This is a genomic window from Eubacterium pyruvativorans (assembly GCF_900102225.1).
Taxonomy (GTDB): Bacteria; Bacillota; Clostridia; order Peptostreptococcales; family Anaerovoracaceae; genus Aminicella; species Aminicella pyruvativorans.
The window spans coordinates 26,999-39,646 of record NZ_FNBF01000021.1; the positions used below are offsets into that span (position 1 = coordinate 26,999).

Annotated in this window: 11 protein-coding genes and 1 tRNA gene; 3 read left to right on the forward strand and 9 right to left on the reverse strand. The window is 57.6% G+C overall.

The window, feature by feature from the left end; all coding sequences use genetic code 11:
* Positions 1-87: 87 nt before the first annotated feature.
* Positions 88-981: a LysR family transcriptional regulator gene (locus tag BLQ24_RS07565; protein ID WP_090164293.1), complete on the forward strand. Its 894-nt coding sequence runs from the start codon at positions 88-90 to the stop codon at positions 979-981.
* A 670-nt stretch (positions 982-1,651) separates the two neighbouring features.
* Here BLQ24_RS07565 and BLQ24_RS07570 read toward each other — a convergent pair.
* A tRNA-Thr gene (locus BLQ24_RS07570) sits at positions 1,652-1,727 on the reverse strand.
* A 155-nt stretch (positions 1,728-1,882) separates the two neighbouring features.
* On the opposite strand from BLQ24_RS07570, the gene BLQ24_RS07575 reads away from it, so the two are divergent.
* Positions 1,883-2,596 carry a TVP38/TMEM64 family protein gene (locus BLQ24_RS07575; protein ID WP_090164295.1) on the forward strand — a complete coding sequence of 238 codons (714 nt, stop codon included), beginning with the start codon at positions 1,883-1,885 and terminating at the stop codon, positions 2,594-2,596.
* A gap of 96 nt (positions 2,597-2,692) precedes the next feature.
* Here the strand turns inward: BLQ24_RS07575 and BLQ24_RS07580 are convergent, their stop codons facing one another.
* The 8 genes from BLQ24_RS07580 to BLQ24_RS07615 form a co-directional block, all read right to left on the reverse strand.
* The gene (locus BLQ24_RS07580) at positions 2,693-3,403 is read right to left on the reverse strand and encodes a TVP38/TMEM64 family protein (RefSeq protein ID WP_090164297.1); all 711 of its coding nucleotides are present in this window, start codon (positions 3,401-3,403) and stop codon (positions 2,693-2,695) included.
* A gap of 133 nt (positions 3,404-3,536) precedes the next feature.
* Entirely contained in the window at positions 3,537-4,571 is a 1,035-nt protein-coding gene (locus tag BLQ24_RS07585) for a phosphotransferase family protein (protein WP_336433275.1), read from the reverse strand.
* Positions 4,564-5,958: a TIGR04283 family arsenosugar biosynthesis glycosyltransferase gene (locus tag BLQ24_RS07590; protein ID WP_090164299.1), complete on the reverse strand. Its 1,395-nt coding sequence runs from the start codon at positions 5,956-5,958 to the stop codon at positions 4,564-4,566. The genes BLQ24_RS07585 and BLQ24_RS07590 overlap by 8 nt, the downstream gene beginning before the upstream one ends.
* Complete coding sequence (locus BLQ24_RS07595; protein WP_090164301.1) at positions 5,958-6,368, reverse strand: C-GCAxxG-C-C family protein; 411 nt, start codon at positions 6,366-6,368, stop codon at positions 5,958-5,960. Before BLQ24_RS07595 ends, BLQ24_RS07590 begins: the two co-directional genes overlap by 1 nt.
* Before the next feature lie 23 nt (positions 6,369-6,391).
* Positions 6,392-7,555, reverse strand: coding sequence for a glycosyltransferase family 2 protein (locus tag BLQ24_RS07600; protein WP_173327610.1), 1,164 nt, complete (start codon positions 7,553-7,555; stop codon positions 6,392-6,394).
* 5 nt (positions 7,556-7,560) lie between these two features.
* Positions 7,561-8,805, reverse strand: a complete 1,245-nt coding sequence (locus tag BLQ24_RS07605) for a glycosyltransferase family protein (RefSeq protein ID WP_090164306.1) — start codon at positions 8,803-8,805, stop codon at positions 7,561-7,563.
* Between the two features lie 192 nt (positions 8,806-8,997).
* Positions 8,998-9,927, reverse strand: a complete 930-nt coding sequence (locus BLQ24_RS07610; RefSeq protein ID WP_090164308.1) for a sulfurtransferase — start codon at positions 9,925-9,927, stop codon at positions 8,998-9,000.
* 51 nt (positions 9,928-9,978) lie between these two features.
* Positions 9,979-10,935: a sulfurtransferase gene (locus BLQ24_RS07615; RefSeq protein WP_242869616.1), complete on the reverse strand. Its 957-nt coding sequence runs from the start codon at positions 10,933-10,935 to the stop codon at positions 9,979-9,981.
* Between the two features lie 216 nt (positions 10,936-11,151).
* On the opposite strand from BLQ24_RS07615, the gene BLQ24_RS07620 reads away from it, so the two are divergent.
* A complete protein-coding gene (locus BLQ24_RS07620) occupies positions 11,152-12,387 on the forward strand; it encodes a rhodanese-like domain-containing protein (RefSeq protein WP_090164310.1) in 1,236 nt (411 codons plus the stop codon).
* Positions 12,388-12,648: the final 261 nt, after the last annotated feature.

The window sequence follows — 12,648 nt, forward strand, 5'->3', positions numbered from 1 at the left end:
GTCGAATGCCGTAGGGTAACGTCACCGCCCGTCGTTTTTCGTCGGGTAACGTCGAATGCCGGTGACTTCCATCGAAAGAGGCCCCCCATGCTGGATTTCCGCACAAAAACATTTCTCGAAGTATGCCGCTCCATGAACTACACCCGGGCCGCCGAGGCACTGCACATCACCCAGCCTGCAGTATCCCAGCACATACGGTATCTGGAGAACATTTACGGCGTGAAACTGTTCCGCTATCAGAACAAGGATCTGTCCCTGACCCCGGAAGGGGAAATGCTGCTCCGGGCGATGCGTCAGATCACGAACGACGAGCAGCTCCTGCGGGAGAAGATGCAGTCCGGGTCCGGGTCCTCCCGCACCCTGTCCTTCGGTGTCACCATGACTATCGGCGAGTATGCGGTCATTCCATCTCTTTCCCGGTATCTGTCCGCCCATCCGTCGGAGAACATCCACGTGCGCGCCGGAAATACAGAGCAGCTTCTGGCAGGTCTGCAGGACGGAGAGATCGATTTCGCCATTGTGGAGGGGTATTTCCCGGAAGGAGCGTATCACACCGAACGATTCCGGCAGGAAGATTTCATTCCGGTGGCCGCCGGCCGCCACACCTTCTGCTGCGGCCGGACACCCCGGGACATCACGGATCTGTTCGGCGAACGGCTTCTGATCCGGGAATCCGGCTCCGGCACCCGCAACATTCTGGAGCGCTGGCTTTCCCTGTACAACTACTCCCTGGAAGACTTTCCCCGCTTCGTGATTCTGGAAAACATGCACACGATCCACCGCCTGCTGCAGGAAGACTGCGGGATCTCCTTCCTCTACCGGACCATCGTCGAAGAAGACCTACGGAGCGGCCTGCTTCGGGAGATTCCGCTCCGGGACTTCCATATCCGTCACGACTACACCTTTCTGTGGCGGAAGGACAGCATCTTCTCCGATGAAATCCGCCGGATCTGTCTGGAACTGCGGTCGCCGGGAGAATAAGACAAAGTAGAAGGCGACTCGCAAATCCGCCGGACTGGCGGGTGCGGATTTCGGCTTTTTTCGATTTTCGCACCGTCTTCCGCTTCTATCCGGCAGCGAAACAGGCGACCGGATTGCTGCGGGTGCGTAAACGCAAAAAAAAACGTTTTCGCACTCCGCCGCTTCCGGCACGAATTGAATCATCAGAGATTTTTTTCTATGTGCAAATAATCATACAAAGGCATCTAAAATTATCCGCTCGATGGAATGAATCATCCTCTCCCAGAAAACACTCCGCCGATACCATCGACACGACCGGATATTCTTTCGGGAAACCGGATATTCTTCCGCTCCCAGAAGGTGCGGAATCCAGCATTCCTCCTCATTCCGCACCTCGTACGGACCGGAAATATATTTAATCGGGATTTACTTTGGTTTTCGCACCCTGGGAACCGCATGAAAGATGCGGAATCAGAGAAATTGGCGATTTCGCACCTTCCAGCAATATGCAACCATGATTCGTATACAAGAAACCATCTTCAGCCATACATCAATATTCAAGCCACGATTTGTATACAGTATACCCGACATACCCGACGTTCATCGCTCCACCTTCCAACCCCCGCCCTGCTGCAAAGCAAAAAAAGAAATTCCCTGCAACCACCACCCGGTGATTACAGGGAATTGTTTCTGGAGCTCCCGGCCGGACTTGAACCGGCGACCTGCGCGTTACGAATGCGCTGCTCTACCGACTGAGCCACGGAAGCACCTTCCCGCCGTGCTCTCACAACGTCGAGTATAAGTATACCAAACATATCCATGGCCGTCAAAGTTTTTTTGCCGAAAAAACGCCGCAGCCCATGGATAATTCCAATACTGCCGCCCCCGGTTCTGTAATAAGATAGAAGGGAAGGAGGCCTCTATGAATGAATCGAAGAATAAGCGCGGCATCATCAAACTGTCCGTTTTCATCCTGCTGATCATCGGCCTGGTGCTGATCACCCGCCATTTCGGCTGGGCCCGGTATTTCACCGGGAAAGGCTGGTATCGGAATCTCCAGGTCATGGTGGAACAGAACTTCCTGAAGGCCGCCGGCATCTACCTGGTCTTCACCGTGGTCGGCTGCGTTGTGCTGGCTCTGCCGGGCGTCACTTTCGCCATCGTCGGCGGCGCAGTATTCGGGCCGGTGTGGGGGACTATCCTTTGCACCCTGGGCGCCACTCTGGGGGCCATCGCTGCCTTCCTGGTGGGCCGCTTCTTCCTCCGGGACAGCATCCGGGACAAGGTGGCAGCCAACCGCTACATCCGGAGACTTCTCTTTGACGAGAAAACGAAGAACGAAATGCTGGTGCTGATGATCACCCGTCTGGTCCCCCTCTTCCCGTACAACCTCCAGAACTTTGCCTACGGCATCACCGACATCAGCCTGACGAAATACTCCGTCGGCACCTTCCTGTTCCTGATCCCCGGCACCGCCATGTACACCGTGGGCACCGCCGCTGTGGCTGACGGAAAGAACCGCCTGCTGTACCTGGCCGTCACCGGCATTCTGGTGGTCCTGGTGGTATTTCTGAGCCGGCGGCTGAAGAAACGCTATGTGCCGGACGCTGATGCACCGGAAGAGGACAAAAACTAATCCGCTGCCCGTTCTCCGAACGCCCATGCGAAAGAGGGAATCCTCCCCGGCGGCATGCCGGAAGGATTCCCTCTTTCGTATCAACTAATAATTATTTCACGCATCTTTCTTCTTCTGACGGTCCTTCCAGATCTGACGGAACAGGACGATCAGCGCCGACAGGGCGAACAGGATCAGCAGGGCAGTGACCACCTTCTGGGCACCGCCGGTCAGCATACCACCCACATACGAATAGACGATGGTGGCCGGCAGCTGTCCGATCCCCGTCATCAGCATGAAGCCCCAGAACCCCATGCCGGTGAGACCCGCTGCGTAACTGACAATATCGAAGGAGATGAACGGCAGCAGCCGGGCGATCAGAATGCTCTGGCTGCCGTAGCGCTCGAAGAACGCATCAATCTGCTTCAGAGCGCCCTTCGTCGTCAGTTTCTCCACCACATCCCGGCCCAGGATTCTGGCAATCCAGAAGCAGACCGCCGCACCGGCCATGGCGCTGGTCCAGGACAGAATCGCACCCTGCCACCAGCCGAACAGGTTGGCGTTGGCGAACGTAATCAGGAATGCCGGAAGCGGCGCCGCAACGCTCTGCAGAATCATCAGTGCGAAGGAAACCGCCGCCGCATACGGTCCGTAGGACTCTACGAACTGCCGTACGACATGAAAGTCTCCGGAGTAGAACATCTTCGTGATATGGTTCATGCCCTGATGCACAGAAGGGACAAAAAAGTAGGCCAGAACGGCCGCCCCGATCAAGGCCAGAACGACAACCTTCCCGATCCATTTATTTTTCTTCGTTTTCGTTTCCATAGTTCCTCTCAGTAACTAAGCTCATTCCTCCCCTATTATAGCAACCCGCACCCGTCGCTACGAATTGAAGAAGTCAATAGCACCGGCGCAGGGTATATTCTGTATCGATGTGATGTCGAAAACCCGGGCAGCCCTACGCTTCTTCAATGCGGCGGATCTCCTCCAGAAAAGAATCGCTGAGGTACGCCTCCAGTTTTCTCCGGGTGGAATCGTTGGACAGCTCCTTCTCCTCTTTCTGATACTGCACCCAGGCCATGGCGCACCAGGTCACCCCCCGCATGCAGGTCACCGGCATGAAAACACCCAGCCGTTCCCGGAGACCGGTCAGATCGATTCGGCCGGAAACCGATGCCTCATAGGCAGTCAGAAAGTCCGCCGTTTCCCCGGGGGACAGAATGACATCCGTTTTCCAGAAGGTTGTGGTCGGCACCAGAAAATGGGCGATGTCCTGGGCAGGATCGCTCCACAGCGGCTTTTCCCAGTCGATCAGCCAGTCCCTGCCCCCGGCCGGGCCGTCCGGCGCCTCCGCCATCAAGAAGTTGGTGTTGTTCAGCTCTGTGTTCACAATGCAGCGGGCGCCGCCGGTTCTGTTCGTCCTGTGGTAACGTTCCCAGGCCAGATCCAGCAGTTCTCGGATCTTCCTTTTCTCCGAAAGCGGCGGCAGGTCAGAATTCAGATACACCCGGAGCATCTCCTCGCACTCCTCCAGCACCGCCCGGAGCGGATCCGCCGGCTCAATCAATCCGGAAGGCCCGGGCAGAGGGACACTGTGCACATCCGCCAGAATCCCGGCGGCCCGCTCCAGATCCCTGTGATAATCCAGGGGCCGGCCGGGCAGATATTCCATCACCGAAACCCCGTGATCCGTATAACGCTTCGATCCGTCAGTATACAGAACCCGGGGCGTCCGTCCCGACGGAGCCAGCAGTTCCAGCGCATGGGACTCATATTCAATCTGATGTTCCAGATGCATCTGGCTGCCGCAGTTCACCCGGAGCAGCAGTTCTTTTCCTGTAACCGGATGGCGGAACCGGAAATTCCGGTTATACTCCCCCTGGGCCAGCAGCCGGTATTCCTCCGTCACCGCCGCCGGAAGACCCAGAGCGCTCCGGTATTCCGGGGATCCCACCAGCTCCGGAAGCCCCGGAATCTGTTTCAGTTCATCCATTTCGATGCCTCCTTCTCCCCGGCCGGACACCTTCTTCCCAGTTTTCCGACTCATATTCCTCGAACAGTTCTGCCGGGTCTTCTCCCCGGCGGTACCGGCGCCGAAGCTCATACATCTGCTTCATCCGGAGCAGTTTCGTCACCGTGGATCCCCGGTACCGGCGGGCTGAGGACAGAATCCGCCGCCGGGCCATCACCGGCCGGTATCCGGCGGACCGGAGGGTCAGACTGAACTGGTAATCCTCCATCAGCGGAATCTCCGGAAATTCTCCCATCCGGAAGAACAGTCTCCGGTCCAGAAAAATCCCCTGATCCCCGAAAACAATGGCCCGGCGCTTCGCCCGGAAATTGGAAATCCACCGGTTAGTCCACATGAAAAAATTCCGGGACGGAAAACGGACCCCGAAACACCCGTATTCGTTCATGATCATTATGTCCCGGATCTGACGGTCGAAATCCTCCGGCAGAACGCTGTCACAATGCAGGAAGAACAGAATATCCCCCCGGGACGCCTCCGCCCCGGCGTTGAGCTGCAGCCCCCGGCCCTTCCGCGTCCGAAGCAGCCGGAATCCGGCGGCTTCGATCTTCTCAGCCGTCCCGTCCGTGCTGCCTCCGTCCACGAAGATCACTTCCGTTCTGCCTTCTCCCCGGCGAAACGGCCTCATCTGCTCCAGCATACGGTCCACCGTCCGGGCCTCGTTGTACGTGATCACGATGATGGAAAGAACCAGGTGGTCCGCCGTGAAACGTCCCGTGGCCCGGAGATCCGGGGCAGGGGAGCTGCACAGAGCGTCCCGGTACCTAAGCAGATCCTCGTGGGTGTCCACATCGAAGAGCGTATCCGTAAAAGCAACGGACAGGCCCGCCGAACGAAGCCCCTCCAGCGTGTTGTCCAGCACCTTTTCATGCCCGTAGGACGGAATCTGAAACGCCTCCGGATGAGGCTCTTTCATCCCCACCAGATAGTATCCCCCGTCCTCAGAAGGGCCGAATACAAGGTCCGCCGACGCCAGACCCCGGAACGCCCGCTCATAAACCGGCGCCGAAAGGAGCGGAATATCCGCTCCCGTCAGCACACAGGCATCATACCCCCGGCCCAGAACCTGAGCGATGGCGCGGAACATTTTTTGTCCTAAATCCGCCCCGGATTGGGCAGTCAGCGGGACCTCCTCCCCGAACAGAGGACGGAGCAGCGCCGCAGCCTCTTCCTCTCCGGGCGTGAAGTACACGAACAGGTCCGCCTCCGTCCGGCGGCATTCTGCCGCAATATCCGTGAGCATCGCCCGGTGCAGGCCGGCGCACTCTCCGGGGCTGAGCCAGGGCATCATGCGGGTCTTCGTGCGGCCCGGGATCGGCGCCCGGGTAAACAGAATGATTGCCTTCCGCATCACGCCTCCAGCTCCTTCAGCATCACCACCGTATCCCGGCAGATGGCGGGACAAAGGGTGAACATGACCTCGCTCACATCTCCGTTCCCGGAGGCGAGCAGTTCCCGGCAGTTCAGACTCGGGTATTTTTCCAGAAACGCCTTCATGAAGGCATACTGCTTCATTTTCAGTTCATCCTTCTTCTCGAATTCGTCTTCTTTTTCGTTTCCGTACAGCAGTCCCAGCACCACCAGACCCGCTGCGTAGGCGCCGCAGGTGTCTCCGTTCATCAGACCGCCGCCGAAGCCTGCGGTCATCCGTCTCAGGGTTTCCGGATCCAGTCCGGTTTCCTCCTGAAACGCTTCCGCCACCACCTGACCGCAGTCGATGCCGCGGCGGAATTTTTCTGCTATCTTTTCTGTATCCAACATTTCCTCTGCCTCCGTTGCCTGTCCTATTTCGCTCTTTCGTCACCGTGCAGACGATGCACCAGCTTCCGGAACCCGCGCCGCAGAAACTGCTCTGCCCGGAGCACCCGCTCCGTCCGGCGCCGCTCTTCCGGATCGTCGATACCATGCATGTTCTTCTCCGTTTCCCGCCGCAGCCGGAACCGGTTTTTCTCGCTGGCCGTCCGGTACTGGCGCATGGTGGCCAGCAGATAATCCTCCGGTCCCATGGTCCGGATCCACCGGAGCCGCTTCCGGTACATGCCCGCCGGAACCGACTCCTCCGGCAGGGTGTCCAGACCGAAGAGGGCCAGACCTTCCTCCTGCAGCACCTGATAATTCCGCAGATACCCGTCCCAGGTGCGCTGCGCATCCAGGGATTTCAGCAGTCCCTTCAGAACCCGCCGCTGAAATCCCGGCAGCACCGCCGGAAAATCCGGGTATTCTGCGAGTTTTTCCCGGGTATACACGAAGGATGCATAGGTGGCCAGAGGGTAATCCGAGGTTCTGCCCGTCAGGCTGTCTGCGTTATACCGGCGGTACATCACCAGTTTTTCGTCCACCCATGTGATCCGTTCCGCCAGAAACATCGCCGACATGACGAACACCGTGTCTTCCGCCCGGACCAGATTCTGGAACCGGATGCCCCGGTCCAGCAGAAACCTGCGGCGAAACATCTTGTTCCAGGCGTTATTCGTGGCGAAGTCGAAGATGTTCTCCGGCATATCTCTCCAGCTGAAGGGATCCCTGTCCGGCAGTTTCTCCGTTTCCAGGAAGGCTGCGGTATCGTACAGTTCTCCGGCGCCGTCGAACACATCAGCGCCGCATACCGCCACATCGGCTCCGGTCTCGTTCATTTTCGCCGCCATCCGGGCCAGGTACCGGTGCCGGAACCGGTCATCCGCATCCCAGAACGTGATATATTCCCCCTTCGCTTCCCGAAGCCCCCGGTTTTTCGCTTCTCCGGTGGTGATCCGGTTCCCCGAAAGGAGGCGCACCCGGCTGTCCCGCTCCATGAAAGACCGGATGATCTTCACTGTTCCGTCCCGGGATCCGCCGTCCACACAGATGACCTCCAGGTCCTCCACGGTCTGGGCCAGCACGTCTCCCAGAGATTTCCGGATATATTTCGCCGCATTGTACACCGGCATGACCACCGTAACTTTCACCATTGACCTCATTTCTCCAGCATCTCCCGAACCCGCCGGGCCCATACAGATGCCGCCAGTTTCTCCCGCAGGGCAGGAAGCGCCGCCAGCGCATCCTGACGCAGGGCATCATACTCCGTTTCCGCCCGGCGGATGCACTCCAGGAAACTCTTTTCGTCCTCATAGTACAGAACCCCGGCGGAGAACAATGCGCCGAACTGCCGGCCGCCGTCGGACACGATCGGCTGGCCGCAGGCCAGCACCTCCGGCAGCCGGTTGTTCACATATCCCATGGCCAGCATATCCTCGTAGTGATCGTTCAGGATCACTTTTGCATGCCGGTAAATCTCCGGCACCTGATCATAAGGGGCCGGGTCATGGAATATGAGATTGCGGCTGTCCGGATAGAGACGATCCCATCCGGTTCCCCACACATGAAGGGTAATGTCGTTTCGTTCGCACCACTCCGTCACATTCCGGCGGATGCCCCGGGCGTTACCTACAAATACACGGGGGTAGAACGGTTCATCCGGTTTATCTTTGTCCTTCTCCCCCCGGGCAGGGGAGGCGGGGCAAAACAGCTCCGTGTCCACCGGAACGATCTCGGTGCGGACCGGCACCGGCAGCCGTTCGGCCAGCACATCCCGCCCGGATACAGAATCCACCCAGACCTGGTCGTACAGTGCGCATTCCTCGTCCGTGACCTGATCCGGATGGCTGACGATCCAGAGGATATACCGGCAGTTTTCGTTTCGCCGGTCCGGCCGGTACCCGTAGAGCCCCCGCATGACGATGACCAGCTCCGCACCGGAGTCGCAGTACCAGTCCTCGTAGCAGTCCACGATGACGTACAGGCCTTCCCGCTCCAGATTCCTCTTCAGCATCATGCAGTAGTTCCAGTCACCCCACCGTTCACGGGCCGGAGAGTCCGGGGCAGGGCACTTGATGACGCAGACCCGGCGGCCCCGGGCCAGATGCCGGACTTCCGCCTTCCGCTGGGCCCACAGGTCCCGCCGGCGGAATTCCCGCTGCACTTCCTCCCGGATTTTCTTCATTTCCGCCCCGTTCTTCTTCGTCCGGGACTCCAGAACCGTGATGCGGGATTCCAGTTTCCCCGTCCGGTCCGCCAGCTGTCTCTCCTGCCGCAGGATCTTCTGTTCTGCCCGGCTGCCCTCCACCCGGAGAACCTGTTTCACCCGCTTCGTATTCTTCTCGCCCAGAATCGCCTTCGCCGCCCGCTTGGCATCCCGGATTCTGCGCTCCGCCTTGTCCATGGGCACCTCCTTTTTTTCGGATTCCAGTATATCACATCCGCCCGCCGATATCCCGGAAAGAAAAACACACCGGATGCGCCCTGAAGCTTCCCAAGACGCACCCGGTGAGGATTATTCTCTTCGACACGCCCGGACCGGCGGTATCAACCGCACCGTCCGGTCAGAATCCGGAACAGATCCGAACCGGACAGATTACTCTACCATATCCGGATATGCCACATTCCATCTCCAGAAGGACTCCGCATAGTTAGCAGCACACTTATATCCCAGCTTCTCCAGAACCAGCTCCATGTAGGCCGAACGGATGCCGCCGGTGCAGTAGGTGACGATGCAGTCGCCTTTCTTGATTCCCTTGGAAGAGAACATTTTCACAATGTCTGCATCGGACTTCAGTGTGCCGTTCTTCCTGAACAGACCGTCATACGGAATGAAAACCGCATCCTTCAGATGGCCGCCCTTGGTTTCGCCGTACTTCGTGGCACCGTCCCACTCCTCCTTGCTGCGGACATCCACAACCTTGTATTCACTGTATTTATCGTGGAGCTGCTTCGTGGTGACGTTGTGCTTCTGGCTGATGGAGGTTACCGTGACTTTCGCCGCCTTCGCCTTCGCGAATGTCTTCGCTGTTTTCACCTTCGCCGCCTTCAGCGCCTGCCAGCCGCCATTCACTATTCTGGCCTTCGTGAATCCGCAGGCACGGAGCTCCCAGAGCACTCTTCCGTCGTCGCCCCATCCGCCGACCGTCTGGCCGATGATGACGATGTTCTTCTTCTTCGTCATCCCGAACTTCGTCAGCACCTTGGACATCTGCTTCGCCGGAAGCATGGCGCAGTGGCCCGCTTCGCCCGCATTCTTCATCGTGCTGAAATTCTGCCAGGCAACACCGATCGAACCCTTCACAGTGCCCTGTTTCTTCACTGCACTCTCCGGTCTCGTATCCACGAACAGCACATTCTTCTTCCCCACCATGGACTTCGCCTGCTTCGCACTGATGAAAATGTTCGATTTCGCCCCGCTGCCGGAGGTCTTCTTCGCCGCTGCGAAAGCCGGTGCGCTGAACACAACCGTCATAACCGCCGCCAGAGCCAGAACCGATGCCTTCCTGCATATTGATTTCTTCATTTCTTCCTGACCTTTCTGTAATTCCTGTAATTCCTGTAATTCCTTCTGAGCTTACTTCACAACTTTTCCGACCTTCGCCCATCTCCAGAAGGACTGGTCGTAATTATAGGTATGGGGATAACCGCACATCTCCAGCACCAGCTGCATGTATGCGGAACGGATGCCCCCGGTGCAGTAGGTGACGATGTAATCGTTCTTGGAGATGCCTGCATCCCTCATCATCTTCTCCACGTCCTTCTTGGAAACCAATGTACCGTCTTCCCGGAAAAGATCTGTGTAGCGGACATGCACCGCCCCCGGCATGTGGCCGCCCTTGGCCTCGCCGTACTTCGTGGCACCCTTCCACTCTGCGTCGGTGCGGACGTCGATAATCTTGTATTTCTTGTAATTTTTCTGCAGATCCTCGGTGGAAACCGTGTGATCCTTCCGGATCCGGTCAATCTTCACCTTCGTCTTCTTCGGCGTGCTTCCGCCGTTCTGGATCTCGATGCCGGCATCCTTCAGCGCAGTCCAGCCGCCGTCCACCATCTTCGCATTCTCGAATCCGGCTTCTCTCAGCTCCCAGAGCACCCTGCTGTCATCGCCCCAGCCGTCAGAGGTCTGTCCGATGAGGATGATCTCCTGATCCTTCGTAATACCCAGATCACCCAGACGCTTCGCCAGATCCTTCGCAGCCGGAATCTTTCCCCATTCCGCATCTCCTTCCGCACCGTAACGGTCACTGCACTGACACAGCTTCTGCCAGCTGGTGACCACAGCACCTTTCACCGTGCCCTTGTTCGCCAACTTATCATCCCGGCAGTCCACGAACAAAACGTTCTTCTTTCCCACCAGCGCCTTCGCTTCCTTCGCCGTCACGAGATACTTCCCGGTAAATGCCGCATCAGAGACCCGCTCACTGTCCGGCGTCTGCTTGTCCTTCCCGCAGCCCGACAGCATGAACGCACTCGTCACGGCCATGGCCATGCAGAGACACACCGTCAGGATACGTTTCGTTCCTTTCTTCATGATCCCTCCTCCCATCGACAAAAAGCGATGTTCTTCACTCTCTCATACAGAGTAATTGTATCATCTGCTTCCGGGTATAGAAAATATGCGTTATAAATGCCGCCCGGAACGTCATTGATATTGTCGATATCAATGACGTTCCCTTGCAATATTCGCCTCATTCATAGAGAATTATGGGAGTTGAGCTAATTTTTTTTATATTAAGGAGGCAAAAAAATGACAAAGACGAACACGACCCTGCGCCGCGCCGCCGTCCTGGCTCTGTCCCTGCTGCTGACAGTGACATTCCTAACTCCGGGCGCATACGCAGCGAAGAAGCTGACGGTGAAGCCGACGAAGGTGACACTGAAAGTGGGCGGAAAGAAGAAACTGACTGCGAACCAGAAGGCGAAATGGTCCGTATCCAAGAAGGATGCGAAAGTAGTGAAGCTTTCGAAAAAGTCCGGCAAGGCCACGGTTGTTACTGCAAAGAAAGCCGGCAAGGCTGTCGTCCGTGCGAAGGCGGGCAAGTCCGTGAAGAAGATCACCGTGAATGTGAAGGCAGCACAGCCGGCTGCGCTGAAAGCGGAGCAGAAGTTCGCCTCCGTCCTGAACGGAAAGACGATCCAGCTGAAGGTCAACAGAACAGACGTCACATGGACTTCCGCAGATCCGACCATCGCAACAGTCAGCAGCAAGGGTGTTGTTACCGGCGTCGCCAAGGACAAGGGAACGACCATCACCGCTGCTACGAAAGACGGCAAGCAGAGCGTGAAAATCGATGTCAGATCCGGTATGAACGGCATCAGCGCTGCTAAGACCAATGAGATCAACAACAACGGATACACCCAGAATGGCTACAAGGTTCTGGATGTAAGAGACGCCGCTAAGTATGCGAAGGCACATATCCCGGCATCCGTGAATACCGACATGGTGAACAACCAGGATGCGGCCTCCCAGAAGAAGGCAGTCGAAACTGCTGTCAAAGGCGACGATCCGGCAACGAAGTACATCCTGGCCTGCAACTCCGGCAACAGCCTGGCGCAGAAGGCCCATGATGCCCTGATCGCTCTGGGTGTCAGCGAGGACCGCATCCTCAATCTGGCGGGCGGCTACCTGAACGAAGATCTGGTATTTAACAACTATATCTCCGTATCCGACTTCAAGGCAGCTCCGGCCGGCTACCAGGTCATCGACTGCAGAAAGGCCGCTGATTTCGCCAAGAAATCCGTCGAAGGCGCTGTGAACGCAGATATGGATGCTGCGGTCTCCTCCGGTAATCCGCTGGCAAAAACGGCTGCTGCAAACATGAAGAACGCCATTTCCGGCAAGGCCAAGGATACGAAGTATGTCCTGCTCTGCTACTCCGGCAACCGCTACGCCAACGCCGGTGCGGCAAACCTGAGAGCACTGGGCGTCTCCAACGATCAGATCATCGTGCTGACCGGCGGTGCGAAGGCATACGAACTGTAACCCGCCCATACGGACTGCAGACCACTCATACGGACTGCAGACCACTCATACGGACTGCAGTCCGCTTAGAGGGAAAGCGCAGTGATGCCTGTTCGGCCAGCCCGGCCTGCTCGGGGGCCGTTTCAATCCGTGTCGTTTCCGTGAACAACCTGTGCCGGAACCTCCACATTCCCCACACGAGGTCATGACACCGATTTGCTACTATAATCTTGCGCAAAGAAAACAACTAATAATTCCCTCTAAACATCACAACAACTAACA

Coding starts and splice junctions, on each gene's coding strand:
- BLQ24_RS07595 (WP_090164301.1), bottom strand. CDS start 6,368: ATGTTGGATACAGAAAAGATAGCAGAAAAATTCCGCCGCGGCATCGAC.
- BLQ24_RS07620 (WP_090164310.1), top strand. CDS start 11,152: ATGACAAAGACGAACACGACCCTGCGCCGCGCCGCCGTCCTGGCTCTG.
- BLQ24_RS07590 (WP_090164299.1), bottom strand. CDS start 5,958: ATGCGGAAGGCAATCATTCTGTTTACCCGGGCGCCGATCCCGGGCCGC.
- BLQ24_RS07580 (WP_090164297.1), bottom strand. CDS start 3,403: ATGGAAACGAAAACGAAGAAAAATAAATGGATCGGGAAGGTTGTCGTT.
- BLQ24_RS07575 (WP_090164295.1), top strand. CDS start 1,883: ATGAATGAATCGAAGAATAAGCGCGGCATCATCAAACTGTCCGTTTTC.
- BLQ24_RS07585 (WP_336433275.1), bottom strand. CDS start 4,571: ATGGATGAACTGAAACAGATTCCGGGGCTTCCGGAGCTGGTGGGATCC.
- BLQ24_RS07605 (WP_090164306.1), bottom strand. CDS start 8,805: ATGGACAAGGCGGAGCGCAGAATCCGGGATGCCAAGCGGGCGGCGAAG.
- BLQ24_RS07565 (WP_090164293.1), top strand. CDS start 88: ATGCTGGATTTCCGCACAAAAACATTTCTCGAAGTATGCCGCTCCATG.
- BLQ24_RS07600 (WP_173327610.1), bottom strand. CDS start 7,555: ATGGTGAAAGTTACGGTGGTCATGCCGGTGTACAATGCGGCGAAATAT.
- BLQ24_RS07615 (WP_242869616.1), bottom strand. CDS start 10,935: ATGAAGAAAGGAACGAAACGTATCCTGACGGTGTGTCTCTGCATGGCC.
- BLQ24_RS07610 (WP_090164308.1), bottom strand. CDS start 9,927: ATGAAGAAATCAATATGCAGGAAGGCATCGGTTCTGGCTCTGGCGGCG.